General features: G+C 44.8%; 13 protein-coding genes. 3 read left to right on the forward strand and 10 right to left on the reverse strand.

Annotation, left to right across the window (positions count from 1 at the left end):
* Nucleotides 1-7: 7 nt before the first annotated feature.
* The gene (locus W293_RS0108970) at nt 8-910 is read right to left on the reverse strand and encodes a DODA-type extradiol aromatic ring-opening family dioxygenase (protein ID WP_025652117.1); all 903 of its coding nucleotides are present in this window, start codon (nt 908-910) and stop codon (nt 8-10) included.
* A gap of 177 nt (nt 911-1,087) precedes the next feature.
* Complete coding sequence (rlmH, locus tag W293_RS0108975; RefSeq protein ID WP_025652118.1) at nt 1,088-1,576, reverse strand: 23S rRNA (pseudouridine(1915)-N(3))-methyltransferase RlmH; 489 nt, start codon at nt 1,574-1,576, stop codon at nt 1,088-1,090.
* Between the two features lie 236 nt (nt 1,577-1,812).
* Here rlmH and W293_RS0108980 point away from each other — a divergent pair, with 236 nt between their 5' ends.
* Complete coding sequence (locus tag W293_RS0108980; RefSeq protein WP_025652119.1) at nt 1,813-2,259, forward strand: DUF2147 domain-containing protein; 447 nt, start codon at nt 1,813-1,815, stop codon at nt 2,257-2,259.
* A gap of 219 nt (nt 2,260-2,478) precedes the next feature.
* Here W293_RS0108980 and W293_RS0108985 read toward each other — a convergent pair whose 3' ends face one another.
* The 6 genes from W293_RS0108985 to dapC all read right to left on the reverse strand — a co-directional run bounded on the left by W293_RS0108985 (nt 2,479) and on the right by dapC (nt 9,959).
* Nucleotides 2,479-3,018: a DUF421 domain-containing protein gene (locus W293_RS0108985; protein WP_025652120.1), complete on the reverse strand. Its 540-nt coding sequence runs from the start codon at nt 3,016-3,018 to the stop codon at nt 2,479-2,481.
* Nucleotides 3,019-3,178: 160 nt separating this feature from the next.
* On the reverse strand, nt 3,179-3,694 hold the full coding sequence (locus W293_RS0108990; RefSeq protein WP_025652121.1) for an ABZJ_00895 family protein: 516 nt from the start codon (nt 3,692-3,694) through the stop codon (nt 3,179-3,181).
* Nucleotides 3,695-3,833: 139 nt separating this feature from the next.
* The gene (locus W293_RS16345; RefSeq protein ID WP_084212303.1) at nt 3,834-5,849 is read right to left on the reverse strand and encodes a D-alanyl-D-alanine carboxypeptidase/D-alanyl-D-alanine-endopeptidase; all 2,016 of its coding nucleotides are present in this window, start codon (nt 5,847-5,849) and stop codon (nt 3,834-3,836) included.
* Nucleotides 5,850-5,943: 94 nt separating this feature from the next.
* Complete coding sequence (locus W293_RS0109000; protein ID WP_025652122.1) at nt 5,944-6,549, reverse strand: 3'-5' exonuclease; 606 nt, start codon at nt 6,547-6,549, stop codon at nt 5,944-5,946.
* A 17-nt stretch (nt 6,550-6,566) separates the two neighbouring features.
* Nucleotides 6,567-8,525, reverse strand: coding sequence for a DUF294 nucleotidyltransferase-like domain-containing protein (locus W293_RS0109005; protein WP_025652123.1), 1,959 nt, complete (start codon nt 8,523-8,525; stop codon nt 6,567-6,569).
* Between the two features lie 186 nt (nt 8,526-8,711).
* The gene (gene dapC / locus W293_RS0109010) at nt 8,712-9,959 is read right to left on the reverse strand and encodes a succinyldiaminopimelate transaminase (RefSeq protein ID WP_025652124.1); all 1,248 of its coding nucleotides are present in this window, start codon (nt 9,957-9,959) and stop codon (nt 8,712-8,714) included.
* A gap of 397 nt (nt 9,960-10,356) precedes the next feature.
* Between dapC and W293_RS0109015 the strand changes: the two genes are divergently transcribed.
* Nucleotides 10,357-11,028 carry a hypothetical protein gene (locus W293_RS0109015; RefSeq protein ID WP_025652125.1) on the forward strand — a complete coding sequence of 224 codons (672 nt, stop codon included), beginning with the start codon at nt 10,357-10,359 and terminating at the stop codon, nt 11,026-11,028.
* Between the two features lie 430 nt (nt 11,029-11,458).
* On the opposite strand, the gene glnD is transcribed toward W293_RS0109015, so the two are convergent.
* Both glnD and map read right to left on the reverse strand, forming a co-directional pair.
* Nucleotides 11,459-14,203 carry a [protein-PII] uridylyltransferase gene (gene glnD, locus W293_RS0109020; RefSeq protein WP_025652126.1) on the reverse strand — a complete coding sequence of 915 codons (2,745 nt, stop codon included), beginning with the start codon at nt 14,201-14,203 and terminating at the stop codon, nt 11,459-11,461.
* A 174-nt stretch (nt 14,204-14,377) separates the two neighbouring features.
* Nucleotides 14,378-15,169, reverse strand: coding sequence for a type I methionyl aminopeptidase (map, locus tag W293_RS0109025; RefSeq protein WP_413771499.1), 792 nt, complete (start codon nt 15,167-15,169; stop codon nt 14,378-14,380).
* A gap of 224 nt (nt 15,170-15,393) precedes the next feature.
* Between map and W293_RS0109030 the strand changes: the two genes are divergently transcribed.
* The gene (locus W293_RS0109030; RefSeq protein WP_025652128.1) at nt 15,394-16,098 is read left to right on the forward strand and encodes an esterase/lipase family protein; all 705 of its coding nucleotides are present in this window, start codon (nt 15,394-15,396) and stop codon (nt 16,096-16,098) included.
* Nucleotides 16,099-16,350: the final 252 nt, after the last annotated feature.

Genomic DNA, 16,350 nt, shown 5'->3' on the forward strand with positions numbered 1-16,350 from the left:
AAGTTGCTTAATCAAAGCGAAAGATATCCATTCCTAAGCTGTGGTGCGCCATACTTTGATGCACCACCGAGACGCGTTGACCAGCTCCTAGGGCAAAAAATAGTGGTAATAGATGCTCATCGCTCGGATGTATGCTTCGATAATTAGGATATTGCTGCCAGTCTAATGCTGCTGGGATGTCTGTTTTGAGCTGCTGGAGTAACCATAGCTTAAAGTCTTGTGCCGTCTCATCTATGCTATCAGCTTGCCAGCGTAGGGCTTGCAGATTATGAGTGATATTGCCTGAACCAATGACGAGGATTTGCTCACGACGCAGCTGCGCCAGTTGCGCGCCTAGCTGATAACAGGCAACACTGTCATAGTGCCGTGGCAATGATATCTGGACGACAGGCACATCGGCCAGCGGATAGAGGTGTATAAGCGGTGCCCAAACGCCATGATCGCAGACGCGCATCGGATTGACGCTACAGGCGATACCACGTGCCGTTAACTGCTGCGCTAACGATTCAGCGAGCGCTGGGTGACCAGCAGCAGGGTATTGTAGCTCGTATAGCTCAGGCGCAAAGCCCGAAAAGTCATGCCATGTCTTTGGTCTTGGGTTACTACTGATTTCCAACTTTGCCGACTGCCAATGCGCCGACATAATGACGACGGCACGTGGCTTAGGTAAGTTTTGCCCGATACGAGCCAAGGCGCTGGTTGTGGCCGATTGTTCAATCGCCAGCGTTGGGGCACCATGCGAGATAAATACTGCTGGTAGCTTGGCTAAATTGGGCGCAGTTAACTGCCCAGCCTGGACCTCTGCCAAAGCTGCTGTGGTGGTAATAGGCTTATGCAGCTCTTGGTGATGTGACTCACGTTGCTGATGCGCATAAGGGGCGTTCGATGTCGCTCGTTTTGGGTATTTCATGTTCCGTTTATTAGGGCGCGCGCCCATTTTTCAATCGCTTTGATGAGGTATCTTTTTTAAGCAAACCGTTATCCATTAATATAGCATTCATGCTATTTTTAATGGCTATAATTTTCAGTAGCTAAGATTTTTGATATTAAAGCTTTCAATTGCTTAAGTTTTCAATTGTTAAGGTTTTTAGTTGCCACGATGATAAGGGTGGTTGTGATTGATGCTCATCGCCCGATATAGTTGCTCCATCAACACCACCCGTACTAATGGGTGCGGCAAGGTCAGCGCGGATAACGACCATTTCACATCAGCTTTTGCCAATACGTCCGGCGATACGCCATCAGCGCCACCTATGACTAGGGCGATATCATCGCCTTGCTGCATGGCACCGGCCAATTTATCGGCCAATCCTTCTGTCGAGAGCATCTTTCCTTTGACATCCAATACCCATAACTGCTCACGTCCCGCTGCATTATGAGCGGCTAATATCGCCTGACCTTCTTGCTCGCGGTACTGGGCGAGATTGGCATTCGAAGGGTTTTTGGCACGTTTGGCGGCGGCAAGCTCAACAATTTCTGTGCTGAGCATTGGCTGGATACGTTTAAAATATTCATCAAAACCCGTCTGCACCCAGCTCGGCATCTTGTTACCAACCGTCAAAATTCTTACTTTCATAATACATACCATGTCAATAATTGAGAAAATGTAACAAAAAATTTTTAAGGTTAAGTTGCCGTAACAAACAACCCTTTTACAAAGCTTTTTTTATGCTTTACTAGCATTCGACAAACAGTTGTTCTTTACTTCATTGTTATCTTGAGAAGTAAGGAGTTATTGTATAATGTCTTTATGCTATTTTTTTAATGCATCATAAGTTCAATTGAAAATTTTTTTAACGAAAGGAGTCGTTTATGAATCGTACTATATCGAGTTTACTTACCTTTACCGCTGGTGCTCTGCTATCTACCTCTGTTTTTGCTGCCTCTTTAAATGGCTCGCAATGGCAAACCATTGATGACAAAACGGGTGAAAAAAAGGCCATCATTCAGCTGAGTGAGAGCAATGGCAAGGTGTCAGGAAAAATAATCAAAGTACTCAACAAAGAAAATGCTAAAGCCGTTTGTACTAAGTGCCCTGGCAGCCTTAAAAATCAACCTGTTGAAGGTTTGCAAATTTTATCAGGCCTAAAAGCCGATGGTAATAATAAATGGAGCGATGGCAAGTTAGTAGATCCTGAATCTGGCAAAACGTATTCTGGCAAACTTACGTTAAGTGACAACGGTCAAAGTCTAGACCTGCGAGGCTATGTTGGCTCGCCACTCTTTGGTCGTTCGCAGACATGGAAACGCATCAAGTAAAGGTTAGGCTATCGATCAGCTAAACCATTTAGCAAGACTATAATTCAGAAAGCTGTAATTTCAGAAAGCTGTAATTTCAGAAATAGTCTCGTTGAGTATAAATTTAACAACAAAGGATGGCCGATCAAATTGGCTATCCTTTTTTATGTCTGTATCTTTAACAAGTTGCTATTACTATTCACGACATTTACTACTGCACGACATTTACGGCTAACGACATCACATAAGTGGCGCGATGGTTTGCGAGACTTTGTCTTCTGTATGTTGGCTATTATCACTATCGCTTGGTCTAGGAATAATCGTCAGCTTAGCGTCAGATTCAAAAACGATGGCCTCTACATCATCGAAATTATTAATGCCTTCAGAACGCATAGCACACTCGATTTCTTGACGCGTCAGGCGCTCAGCATTCATAGCATCTGGCAAAAACTGCCCTTGATAAAAAACGATGCGCGGCTCTGACAAAATAAAACTGCTAAATTGCGGTGAAATAGAGGCATATTTGGTGACCAAAAACTGTAATAGGTATAGAACCAAAATAGAAGCCATGCCTTCGATAAGGGGGATTTCTTTGAGCAATATGGTACTGGCACCCAATGAGCCAATCATCACGGTGACGACCCAATCAAAGTTATTGAGCTGAGAAGTGGAGCGCTTACCAGAGATTTTGGTGGTCAGCACGATTAGGATGTACACCATCACAGTGGTCAAAACGATGCGTCCAAGCTTGTCTATGTTGTCAAAAAATAGCATGTCCATAGTGTCAACTCCTATCAATAATACAAAGTAGTTCAATGTTAAAGGCTAGGGCGTGTCTTCAATCTGAAGGTTACGCTAGCTAAAACTAGCGTAACGGAATTCACACCCTAATAGTGAAAAAACTTTGTAGTACGTTGTAGAGAGTCAGGCGTGTTCAAATTCAAAGGGTTTTGCGTTTGGGATCAAGCAGACGATTCAGCGCCCAAATACTGATACGCGCACTGATAAAAGTCAGTACCAGTATCATGACTAAAGCAGAAACTAGCGGTAGAGGTTGCTGCATAGCCATCTCGACCAAGACTTCACGGTTCACCGCGTCGAATAAAAAGAACCAGATGCCTAAGAAATAAATAGCAGTCAATAACCAGACCACCGCGACCCCGCTTAACGTCAAGCGATTGATTTCACTTTTATTCAGGGCGCGCTGTTGATGTTTAATAAATTTACTGACCGCAATATAAGCGCCAATAATGATAGAGAGTACGGTGACCAATTGCGAGTTTAGGGCAAGTTTGGTCTGAATCATCATAAATATCGCACTGGTAAGAATATAACCTACCGTAAAAAAACCAACATATTGTGTCAGTTTAGGCGACGTTAATTTGCTGCTTTGTGGCGACCCAGTGTGTGCAGATTGAGTAGTAGACTTGCTGAGTGGCGTGGTCTTACGGGACATAAGCTGACCTTTATAAAGGTAAAACACTGACTATCGATAACAGTGCAAAATAAGGCAATAAAAATGTGCGATAAATCAATAGAGAAGGTTGAGCGCTATTTGTTAGAGCTATTTATTTATATTACTTGATAAAGACCAATCATTGCTGAGCGGTCCAGTCGAGCATTGCATCCAATACCGGTCTGGCGGTAGTAGCATTTAACGCCTGTTCGGTATTGATAAGGCCAACGACGACATAATCCTGCCCAGACAAGCCTTTGACATATCCTGCCATCGATGTGACGTTATTTAAAGTGCCAGTTTTTATCCACGCGCGACCGATAGCGTCTGACTCAGGCAAGCGCTCGCCATGAGCGGCAATGGTGCCACTGACCCCAGCGACGCCTAACGAATTGACATAAGCATCGAAACTAGGATGGCTATAAGCATAGGTTAACAACTCGCTTAAATTAGCGGCCGTGATGGTACAGTCGCGGCAGAGTCCTGAGCCATTGGTCAGATAGGGTGGCGGGGTGTTCAGATGACTCTCCCACCACTGATTTATCGTTTGTAATGCTGCAGGATAGTCTGTAGCAGCAGGTTTGCCAAACTGATATAAGCTGCTTGTCTGCTTGCTCATGGTTTTATTATCTACGGCTTCAACGCTACTTGCTTTGGTTGTACTGTTAACCATAGCAGATTGATTATAAGCGCCAATCGATAGTGCAACTTGCTCGGTCATGACATTGTTAGAAAAATGATTAATATCATAAATCTGCTGGGTTAAAGTTAAAGACGGATAACTGACCAGCGGCAAAGGTGACATCGATAACGCTGCCAGACCCTGCGTCGACTTGCTATTTTTTGCGGTCTGATAAGGCGTTTCTTGTGAGATGACCTTGCCACTTAGGGTGTTTCCCAGTGCTTGCCATTTGGCCGCGATGACCCGTGCCGCAAAGTCTTTGGCGTCAGGATAGGCGACATAAAAAACATGCTCGCCGCAGCTGTCTGGTAGGTTATTATTTAACGCCAGCTGTTCTGATTGCCACTGCGGTGCTAGGCTATAACGGGCTTGGCCACAGGAGGCTGTGCGCGTGTTGATCGTAGTTGGCAGCTGATAATCGGCCAATTTTGGTGTGTAGTCGAGGCTTGCTTGCCCATTATCTAACGGGTAGCTCTTGATACCTATCGTACTAAAATTCACCAAAAACCCATCAGGGCTGGCATTATAAGGACGTAGGGGCGCATTATCAAAGGCTGCCGGATCCTTACTCACATGATTAAAGACCGCACTATCAATAATAATATCACCGTCGATATGGCGAATACCCGCTGCTTGTACGCGATAGAGTAGCTGCTGTAAGCGCTCATGGGTCATCTTTGGGTCGCCACTTCCTTGAATGATTAAGTCCCCATGCAAACGGTCGCCGATGATAATGCCGCTATGATACACGCGTGTATGCCAGACAAAATCAGCACCAAGTGTGTCCAAGGCAATAAAACTGGGAACGAGCTTCATTGTGCTGGCAGGTGTGCGAGGAATGTCGGCTTGATGATTGATCAACGGTGAAAATGAAATCTTGATAGAGGTGTTTTTTGTAGACCCAGTATTTGTAGGCGCAGCGTTTATCGCAACGTCGCTACCTTCATTGCTACTGCCATTATTGCTACTACCATTATTGACAGATGTTGAGGTATCATCCGGCAGTATCGATGGCGCACTCTCTAAACTTTGATAAGTATAAGGATCATCGGTATAAGCGTGTAGCTGTTGCTCATGCTTTTGGATTGTCTGTTTCTCGATCGTTAGCAATGGACTCTGATAGACGGTTGTGTTTTGCTTGTTAATATGATCATCACTATGCTTGTCACTATTAGTGATTTTGCTGCTATTGATAACCTGAATGGGCACGGGTAAGCGACTGGCATTTTTATCACCCACTGGGGTGATGACCATACTGATATCCGCTGCGGTTAAATCGGCTCGCGCTAGCGCGGCTTGAATGGCTGCTGGTAGAGCCGCTTGTGCATAGAGCGGCGATGCCATAATAGCTGCCAACAAGGCCAGCGTGGAGAAGCTTTTGCCAGACGGCATAAACAGTCTCAGATATTTCGCAAGCGATTGATGTTTGGTGGTAATAGCAGGGTCATTAGAGGGTTTAGAAGTGAGTAGCATGAGCAGTCTGTCATCAGGTAAAAAATCAGACTATGGTAACATGAGTTGCTGTTTTCGCGTAGCTGTAGCGAGCCCCTCTCAACATCAACACGCTCTAACGTACATGTAAAAATGCCATTGCTGTCATGATAGCATCGTTATACGCATCGTGGCTTCCCAATTTGGGAATCTGATAATGCGCTAAGATATTGCCCAGCTGTTGTGACTGAGTGGGGATACCCTGCGTGCGATCGCCCATACGCCGACTGTATAAATGCCGCACATCAATGACTTCGTTCGGTAATGTCGTGCCCATATAGCGTTTCACCAAGGGATTCAAAAACCCCGTATCTATTTGTGGGCAGAACCCCACTATCGGTCGATTATTAATAAAGGGTAGCAGTAATGCCAACATCTCATCATAGCTCATGCCATGCTCGACATCAGCGGTACGCAGACCATGAATCACGATAGTATCGCGGTCAGGCATCACTGGCGGTCTGCAAACCAGATGCATGCCATTACCAGTATCGATAGTATTGCCATTGATATGAATCGCAGCTATAGACAGTAAGTGGTGCTTTTTTGGATTGAGTCCAGTCATCTCACAATCAATCGCTACCCACTGCTCAGGTGCTGATGGAGCAAACATCGTTGCTAGCTCTGGACGCTGTAGCTGCTTCTTTTGCCACGCGCATGATAACTGTCGAAACCAACCCATATTCGTCGATCGTCCATTCAAGAAATTTCTAGTTGATAGTGCTGTCTGAGCTGCGCCTTAAAGCTTTTGACCACAGCCAGACACTCTTTTAATAGATCGCGCTCGAGCGCTGATAACGTCGTCGGATTGACTTGCCGTGCATGTTTGTCATCGGTAGAGAGCGCCACCGATAAACGCTGCGCCATAAAAAACTCTAACGCCTCTAATAAAGTGTCGGCACGTTCTTGGGTTAAGGCATGACTGCTTACCAAGGCCTTTAGACGACCTTTAGTGCTAGGCACGTGTAAGACATCATTCTCTAATGCCAAAGTGCGAATACCATGAACCAGCGGAAAGATACCGGCTTTTTTTAAGTCAATATCTTGTGCGCTGGGCTTACCGCCTAGCAGGGGCACGAACTTTTGCCACCACTGATTGACATCACCAAACTGTAAGGCGGCACGGGCGAACTGACGGACGAACATTGGATCAGATTGCCTATGCGCTGTTTTTAGATGGTCGCGTATTTCAGTGAGTAGCGACTCATCGCCGCAGACATATTCGCCGTCCAGTATGGCGGACAAATAAATACTGTGCATCGGATCGCTGTTTTTAAACCACAAACTGAGGTTTGCTTTGAACTGTTTTAACGGCTGGCGCCACATCGGATTGGTCATCATGATATTGCCATCACATAACGGATAACCAAGGTTTGTCAAGTGATTGTTAAAGGTATCAGCGAACTGCGCCAAGTCAGGATGGGTAAAGCCATCACGGATAATTAAGGCATTATCTTGGTCAGTACGCATGATTTGCTCGCCGCGACCCTCTGAGCCCATGACGATTAAGCAAGTATTTTCCACAATGTCTTCAGGAACGATAAGACACCAGAGTTTGGTGAAAACTTGAGCGTTGAGCGTCTGTACCATGCGGCTAATATTGCCAATTTTGACACCGTTTTGATGTTGCGCGCGTATATAGCGACCGATGAGCTCGACTGCCGTATCTAGGCTCGGCAAGTCTTTTGCTTGCCCGATTTGAATACTAATGAGCTGCGAATGATGCCCAATATGGGCGAGCATATCGCTTTGTCCCAGTACGCCTGCGACGTCTCCATTGCTGTCAATCACAGGGAGCCTATGAATACGGTAGCGGGTCATGGTCAATAGCGCATCGCCAATCTCGTCATCAGCCCTAATGGTACGCAGATTGAAGTTGGCATAACGCTGGCAAAGGGTAGTGGCAGGGTCTTGCTGTTCGCTCACGGCACGGCAAATATCGCTATCGGTCAAGATGCCGAGCAGATGACCGGTGCCATGTGATGTTTCTTTTATATTTTCTAAATGATTTAAGGGTCTTATCAGTACATGTTTTAGCCCCGCTTTGGTCATAGTATGAGCGGCTTCGTATAAGCTATTATTGGCATCGACAATGTGTACCGGCAATAGATTGACATCAATCACTGGCTGCAGCATGATTTGCTGTACTTCTTGCTGATCATTATAGCTATCAATATCTAAGCCTTGACTACTACGACGCTGTTGTAAGGCTTTTAACCGTTCAGGCAATTTGTCTGACAATAACTGGCGTACCAAATGGTTTTGCGCACTGATTTTGTCCACGGCCGTACCATCAACTTGTAGCAGTAGAGTGTCTTCAGCCGCACGGAACTGGTAGGGTGAGGGGTTGGTAGTATTTATGTCTGAGTCTGCTACCGATGTTTTCTCTGTTAGCGATTTGGGCAGACGCCGACTATCGAACCAGTCGTTGCTATTCAAGTGGTCAGAGTGATTGCTACCCAAGTAGGAAGCGACAAACTCACCATCAAGCAGTTGCTCAATTTGCCCTTTGATGACCACATAAAGATACTGCATGTCTTCAGTAGCCAAGCTTTCATTTTTGGCAAGATAGCGAATTTGGGTGTGCTTTCTGATGCTTTGCCGTTCAGGTAAACGAAAAACATCAAACGGTGGCTGGGTAAAATCAAGATGGGGCATGGCATCATCCTTGATGGCATATTCAATAGTAGACGCTTTACTATAGCACTATTAAAGCAAAAAACCTCCAATAACCATATTATTGTTGTGGTTATTGGAGGTTGCTATGTAGAGGTGGATATATTTTTTAGAACTTACTGCTTTAAGGACTACTGCCGTTAAAGGTGAATGCTGTTAAAGCGACTGTTATGCGCCAAGCAACTGACGAATACGACTGATGGCCTCACGGCTCTCTTCGACACTGGCAACCAGTGCAATACGCACATAACCTTGACCGGGGTTGTTGCCATTGACCTCACGTGACAAATAGCGCCCAGCTAAGGCGTGGATATTGGTCTGCTCGTACAAGGCTTTCACAAATGCCTCGTCATCGCCCGCGAACTGCTCGGGGACTTTGACCCAAAAGTAAAATCCCGCTTCTGGCATCCGCAGTGCTAACAGTTCACCGAGCTCGGCCATCCATAGGGCGAATTTTTCTTGGTACAGCGCGCGGTTGTGCTCGACATGTTTCTCATCTTGCCACGCTGCGATAGACGCCAGCTGATGAGGGATGGGCATCGCGCAGCCCTGATAGGTGCGATATTGCAAATAAGCATGCAAAATCTCTGCATCACCAGCGACGAAGCCCGAACGCAGACCGGGTAAGTTGGAGCGTTTTGATAATGAATGAAACACCACACAGTTTTTAAAGTTATGACGACCCAAGGCTGCACAAGCTTGCAGGAGTCCAATCGGCGCGGTATCAAAATATAGCTCGCTATAACATTCGTCACTGGCAATGATAAAGTCATATTGGTCTGACAGGCGAATGAGATACTCCCAATCATCCATCGTCATGACCGAACCTGTTGGATTGTTCGGACTACACACGAATAACAGCTGTGTTTGCATCCATACTTCTTTCGGTACAGCGCGATAATTGCCTTTAAAATCATTGTCTAGCGTGCAAGGCACAAAGTAAGGCGTTGCTTGCGCCAGTATCGCAGCACCTTCGTATATCTGATAAAACGGATTGGGCATGACCACAGTAGGCGATAAGCCAGTCGATGAGCTAGGCGATTGTTGGTTTTCTATGCTATCTGTTGTCTTAGCCTTATGATCAACAACCGCTTGCACAAAACTAAAAATCGCCTCACGCGTGCCCATGACGGGCAATACTTGCGTTTTGGCATCGACGTGATTTAAAAAAAAGCGCCTCTCAAGCCAGTGAGCAATGGTTTGGCGTAGCTCAAAGAGGCCATTAGTGTTTGGATAACGGCTCATTTTGTCCAAGTTTTCACGTAGGACGTCCAGCACAAATTCAGGTGGCTCATGTTTCGGCTCACCAATACCGAGCTTGATTTCACTGTGGTTATGGGCTGGCGTACTATTAGCAAGTAAAGTTGCCATCTTAGCGAAGGGATAAGGATGCAGAGCGTTCAAGTTGTGATTCATAAGTAGGGTAACTATAATAGACAATTAATAATAAAGTTATAAAGAAAATTTACATTCGAGCAGTGTAGCACTTCCCTTATTTTTTGTCTTTTTCTTATCGCTGCTAATTTATCGTCTCTTAAATAAATGCTAATTAGAAATTATTCATTGATTGAAGCGACAGGCAAACCTAAGAAGATTGCAGGCATTATCGTAAGTTTGGTGCTTTATAGCTGCTTGGTGCTTTACAGCTGATAGCATCTGTAAAAACTTGACTAGCAAGGAAGGCGAATGCCAGTACTACATTTAGTACACTAAGTGAGCTTGATACCGCTAATCACATTTTTGGGATTGGCATGATAATAATATAAAAGTAACTGTCAGTGTTAACGACAGATTATGCTGAGGATAATTTGATATGGCTAGTGTCTCAAAGACTGATGATCTCAATGCCAAAGATATCAATAACAAAAACTTTGATAATAGTACGCCGCGCGCAGAGTTGTATAGGCAATTAAAGCAGCGTGAGCATCATTGGTGGCAGGCGCGTCAGCATCTGATTCGCCTAAAAGAGCGCCAGATGTTTTGGTTCGGTGAGAACAGCTTTATGATGTGGCTGCTATGGCAACTGGTCAGCTATGTGGTCGTAGCGATGGTACTGATGTCGCTCAGCAAGCTATTAAATATCTCGCTGCCGCTATGGCAGTATGTGGCTTTATTTGTGCTACAAACGCTGATTTTTATCGTTATGCTGGCTTTTAAAGGTCGATTGGCCAATAACTTGCAACGCCGAATCAATAAACAAGAGCTACTGCGCGAAGAGGCGCTGAATGAGATGACTATCTTAGCCGCTGACAGTCTGTATCTCGATGTGCATGCAAAAGCACCTATCTCTTTAAAAGCACTCTATGAGCATTACGATGCCCAGTTTCATCTCTCAAGCTTGCAATGCTTGCTCAAAAAGGAGGTTGATGCGGGACGATTACTCTTGGGGGAGCAGCAGCTAGAGGCAAATATATTGCCACCAGATTTGGCTGATGATGAGCTCAACGAGCATGCTAGCGAGATGATATATAAAAGCATCATATAATCAATTCTATAGTTGAATCACTATCAAACCAATACCGTACTGCTGGGATAAATTTTGCGCAGCCTCTGTCAGCGTAGACACAGCACGCAAGTAAAATTTGCACCAGTAACACTGATAACATTAGCGTATCGATTTTATGTCGAATTGACTATATATAAATTCGCTACATCGTTATCCTCGCTAAGCATGCTAATGCATCGCTTGCACTCGGTTTCCTTGTGTCAAAGTTACTTGAATTCAATTATACAAAATTAAAAATGGATTAATGACTTGGTGCTAAAAAGTCTAAACTTATCCAGCACCAATCCACTTTTCACCTTAAAAATTTTTTCACCTCAGAACTTCAATCCCAATCAATCAACGACACTTGTCAAATTCATGGATCGTTCATATTTTTAACTCTCTATACCATCTTAATCTTCAGTACCGTTTAACTTTCAACATTGTCGCTACGTAAGCTAAGACTCGTTATCAGTGCCGTTTTTAAGGTTTCGAGCTTATCGGCTGATAAGGGTTCGTCATTTCGGTCACTTATATAAAACATATCCTCTGCACGTTCGCCCAAAGTGGTAATACGGGCTGCATGCACCTCAATTTGTTGCTGCAAAAATATCTGACCGACTCGTGCTAATAGTCCTGGCTGATCGAGGGTTTCTAAGCTCATAATGTGCTGATCTGAAGCTTCATTAAACTCAAAATTAATCGTCGTCGCCACTTCAAAGTGCTTGAGCTGGCGCGGGATACGTTTGTGCGTCAATTTTGGCACTGTCGGGTTTTTGAAGGCATCGATCAGTCGCTGTTTAAGCTCTTGTTGGCTGTCTTCATCAACCAGTAGCGTGCCACTACGATCCAGCAGCACATAGGAATCCAAGGCAAAGTCACGGGTGGCAGTAATGATTCTTGCATCCAATACGTCTAGATTCATCTGATCAAAGACTGCCATGGTAACTGCAAACAAGTTGACCTGATCTTGGGTATAAACGAAGACTTGCACTGCATCTAGCGCCAGCTCACGATGTTCACGTAACACGACTAATGGCGGGCTATTGGCATCAGAGGCACGACCAATGGGTGGATGGTCCAAGATGGCTTCGGTATGCCATAAAATATCTTCAGCAATCTCGCGCAAAAAGTATTCATCGCCCAAATCATCCCACAATCTAAGTACCTCATCGCGGTTCATATGTTGATTATCGACATTGTCTAACATGACCAATGCTTGCTTACGCGTGGCACTAATCATGTCTTGGCGATTGGTCGGTGCATCGATATCAGCACGCAAAATACGGCGCGTTTGCGAGTATAACTGTTTCATAAGGGTCGCCCGCCAGCTGTTCCATAACTGTGGATTGGTGGCATTCATATCGGCGACGGTCAGCACGTACAGATGATTGAGATGAGTGACGTTGCCTACTAAATCTGCAAAGAGTGTCACGACTTCTGGGTCTGAGATGTCTTTTTTCTGCGCAGTCATCGACATTAATAAGTGATAGCGGGTCAGCCAACCAACCAAATTGGCATCAGCGACACTCATGCCGTGTGCCAAGCAAAATTCAATCGATTCAGTCTCACCAAGCAAGCTATGATTGCCGCCGCGGCCTTTGGCAATGTCATGGAACATCGCTGCCAATACCAAAATCTCTTTGCGCTCAATACGCTGAAAGATAGCGCTGACCAGCGGGAAGTCTTCATAAAAACGCGAATCGGTGAAGCGGTGCAAGATACGAATTAAAAATAAGGTATGCGCATCAACGGTATAACGATGAAATAAATCGTATTGCATCAGGCCGGTGACTTGAGAAAAAGCAGGAATATAATTGCCCAAAACCCCATAACGATTCATGGTGCGCAGGCGATGAAACAAGTAATTCTGTTCTTTTAGATTGGCTAAAAACAGCGCTTGGTGGTTAGGGTTGTCACGGTAAGTCTGATCGATGCCACGCGCGGCGATTTTTAGCGCTCGCAAGGTATGGGTACGGACGTTTTTGATGCCATATTGACCCATGAGTAAAAACATCTCTAAAATCGACTCAGGATGTTGGGCAAAAACGCGATGATGCGCCATGGCAATTTGTTCGCCGACTTGGTTAAAGCGCGCGTTTATGGGTTGCTTTTTTGGACGCTCATCATCAGGCAGTTGCGGCTCGATGATGGTCTCATAATAGTGATTGGTCAGCATCTCAGACAGCGTCGATATCTGCATGGCACAGCGATAGTAATCGCGCATAAAACGCTCAACGGCGGCGTTAGGCTGATCGTCTGGCTGCGCTTCATAACCCATCAGTTGGGCGATATCACGCTGATAATCAAAAAGCAGCTTGTTTTCATTGCGCCCAGTCAATTCATGCAAATGATGACGTATTTGCCATAGATAGCCTTCGGCAAAGCTCAGCTCGTCAAACTCTTTTTCGGTCAAGAAGTTCTGCTGCACCAAGTCATAGAGCTTGCTCACTCGAAAGTAGCGCTTGGTCACCCAGCCGATGATATGAATATCACGTAGACCACCGGGGGCCGTTTTAATATTAGGCTCAAGGTTATATTCTGTGGCATTGTGCTGCAAATACCGCGCTTTGGCCTCTGCAATCTTTACCTCAAAAAATGCACGCGGCGACCACTGTTTGTTGACGATCTGAATAGGCACGTCTTGCAAAGCCTCATTACCAATGAGCAACCTTGCTTCGAGTAGTGCACTGGCAATGGTATGGTCAAGCGCTGCTTCCACGCCATCACTGACACTACGCACGGATAAGGCAGGCTCAAGTCCGATATCCCACAGTAACGCCACCAAGTTATCAATCTTGCTACTGGCATCAGGACCAATCTCATTGGGAGCCAATAATAGAATATCGATATCGGAATATAGGGACAGCTCGCCGCGCCCATAACCACCAGTGGCGAATAACGCCAAATCGGTCTTATCCAGCTCAAACCATTTAAACAGGGCGATAAGTAGACTGTCTATAGCACAGGCGCGTGCCGCCACCAGTTGACGAATATTGATACCACGCTCAAGCGCGCGGCTGATATCTTCATTTATTTGGGTTAACCATTCAGGAATGCCGAGTAGGCTTTTTTCCGGCGTTTTTGCAGGCGTCGTTGGCAACAGTGACGCCGTAGGTGAGGAAAAGGAAGGCAGCGGCGTCAGATCGATCGAGGCGGCATCACAAGTAAACATGAGTGTTATCCCGTTAACAATTTAAAAAGGTGGATCATTGAAGCCAATAACTTCTTGGAGTTATAAAACTGAAAAATCGATAAGCACAATACGACGGTATCGTTGTCGATTGAGTTAAGAACATGCTCTAATAATAGCGCAAAAAAAAGACCGCCTAGGCGATCTTTTTTTGTACTACTGAGTTAAAAAGCTTAAGTCTTCTTCGGGGCGCGTTGTAAACACCTCACAGCCGTTATCAGTCACGACCATGGTATGCTCCCATTGCGCCGACAGCTTGCGATCTTTGGTAATCGCTGTCCATTCGTCTGGCAAGATTTTGGTCTGCCACGTACCTTGGTTAATCATCGGCTCAATGGTAAAGGTCATGCCCGTTTTTAACTCAAAACCGGTGCCTTTTTTGCCATAGTGCATCACTTGCGGCTCATGGTGGAACTCATTGCTGATGCCGTGACCGCAGAATTCGCGCACGATACTAAAGCGCTCAGGTTCGACCACTGCTTGAATTGCAGCACCAACGTCACCCAAACGAGCGCCATTTTTGACCACACTCATACCAGCATAAAGTGCATCTTGTGCCACTTTGCAAATACGCTGCGCCATGATAGAGCCGTTACCAACGATCCACATTTTTGAGGTATCGCCATAATAGCCATCTTTGATCACGGTCACATCAATATTGATGATATCGCCATCTTTCAATAGCTTGTTTTCAGTTGGAATGCCGTGACAGACGACATGGTTGACTGAAGTACAAATGGATTTTGGGAAGCCATTATAGTTAAGCGGCGCAGGGATAGCTTTTTGCACATCAACGATATAATCGTGAGCAATTTGGTTAAGGGCTTCGGTACTGATGCCAACTCTTACGTGCTCGTCGAGCATTACTAGGACATCGCTTGCAAGCTTACCGGCCACGCGCATTTTTTCTATGGCTTCTGGGGACTGGATAAGGGATTTTTTAGTCATCATTGTGGTACTTATAGTTATGGGTTTTATGTGGTCAATTATAGCATAAATCGACAACATGCTGTTTGAATGCAAGTCATTGACTATTTCAATCATAGTGATATTAAACGACTTTATATGCACATATATGACTATATAGTCATCAATATAGGACTATTAGCATAAAAATTCCATTGAATATTGCAAAACCGACTCTAGGTGCTCTGAGCACAGGTCTTCTGTTAATGACGATGCAAACTACTTCGGCGCAAGCGGCTGGACAGTATTATAACTGTGCCAATGCTACTGGATGTGAGCTAGTCAGTAGCAAACACTGGACGTCAAATCACACGGATACCAAGTACCCCGTTGTATTGGTGCATGGCGCTAATGGATTTAATAGGCTGTTTGGGGTACTCGACTACTTCTATGGTATTCCACAAGCTTTGATAAATGGTGGGTCGAATGTATTTGCAACTAAAACCTCTGCTATCCACAACAGTGAGTTTCGCGGTGAACAATTATTGCAACAAGTCAAAATTATCAGTGCCATCTCAGGCAGCCCTAAAGTCAATTTACTTGGTCACAGCCAAGGTGGTATCGACATTCGCTACGTTGCTGCAATGCCGACCAGCTATTGTGGTCAACCCGCTGATACTGAGGTTAATGGCATTAAGTATTACTCATTTAGTGGTGTTGGCCAGATAACCAATGGTCTTGATCCAAGTGATTATCTGTTAGCTACTACAGGACTTGCGTTTGCTGGCGAGCCAAATGATGGTTTAGTGTCTTCTTGTTCAAGTCGTCTTGGCTATGTCATCAGAGACAATTATAAAATGAATCATTTGGACTCTGTCAATCAAGTAGTAGGATTGACCGCTTGGGGGCAGCCTAATCCAAAGTCTCTTTATACTACTCAGGTTAATCGTCTCAAAAATGAAAGTCTGTAACACTATCAAAAGCTTGTTGGAATATAAAGCATTAACATGAATGACTATTAAAGCTATAAAAGCAATTATTTATTAATTAATGACTGAAAAGTCACTAAAAATCGCCCCGTATATTCTAAAAAACGATTGAATGTTACAGAAGATAGTAGTATGGTAATTTTGGTTGCTAAATGATTTAGCAATAGTTTCTTTATAACTTTTGCAGTAAGTGCAATATAAGTTTATATAAAGGAACTGCCAAACTTTAACGAT

Source organism: Psychrobacter sp. TB67 (assembly GCF_000511065.1).
Classification (GTDB): Bacteria; Pseudomonadota; Gammaproteobacteria; order Pseudomonadales; family Moraxellaceae; genus Psychrobacter; species Psychrobacter okhotskensis.

Bases quoted from the DNA above. Each gene is read 5' to 3' on its own strand.
- W293_RS0108970 (WP_025652117.1), bottom strand. From the start codon at position 910: ATGAAATACCCAAAACGAGCGACATCGAACGCCCCTTATGCGCATCAG.
- rlmH (WP_025652118.1), bottom strand. From the start codon at position 1,576: ATGAAAGTAAGAATTTTGACGGTTGGTAACAAGATGCCGAGCTGGGTG.
- W293_RS0108980 (WP_025652119.1), top strand. From the start codon at position 1,813: ATGAATCGTACTATATCGAGTTTACTTACCTTTACCGCTGGTGCTCTG.
- W293_RS0108985 (WP_025652120.1), bottom strand. From the start codon at position 3,018: ATGGACATGCTATTTTTTGACAACATAGACAAGCTTGGACGCATCGTT.
- W293_RS0108990 (WP_025652121.1), bottom strand. From the start codon at position 3,694: ATGTCCCGTAAGACCACGCCACTCAGCAAGTCTACTACTCAATCTGCA.
- W293_RS16345 (WP_084212303.1), bottom strand. From the start codon at position 5,849: ATGCTACTCACTTCTAAACCCTCTAATGACCCTGCTATTACCACCAAA.
- W293_RS0109000 (WP_025652122.1), bottom strand. From the start codon at position 6,549: ATGGGTTGGTTTCGACAGTTATCATGCGCGTGGCAAAAGAAGCAGCTA.
- W293_RS0109005 (WP_025652123.1), bottom strand. From the start codon at position 8,525: ATGCCCCATCTTGATTTTACCCAGCCACCGTTTGATGTTTTTCGTTTA.
- dapC (WP_025652124.1), bottom strand. From the start codon at position 9,959: ATGAATCACAACTTGAACGCTCTGCATCCTTATCCCTTCGCTAAGATG.
- W293_RS0109015 (WP_025652125.1), top strand. From the start codon at position 10,357: ATGGCTAGTGTCTCAAAGACTGATGATCTCAATGCCAAAGATATCAAT.
- glnD (WP_025652126.1), bottom strand. From the start codon at position 14,203: ATGTTTACTTGTGATGCCGCCTCGATCGATCTGACGCCGCTGCCTTCC.
- map (WP_413771499.1), bottom strand. From the start codon at position 15,169: ATGACTAAAAAATCCCTTATCCAGTCCCCAGAAGCCATAGAAAAAATG.
- W293_RS0109030 (WP_025652128.1), top strand. From the start codon at position 15,394: ATGACGATGCAAACTACTTCGGCGCAAGCGGCTGGACAGTATTATAAC.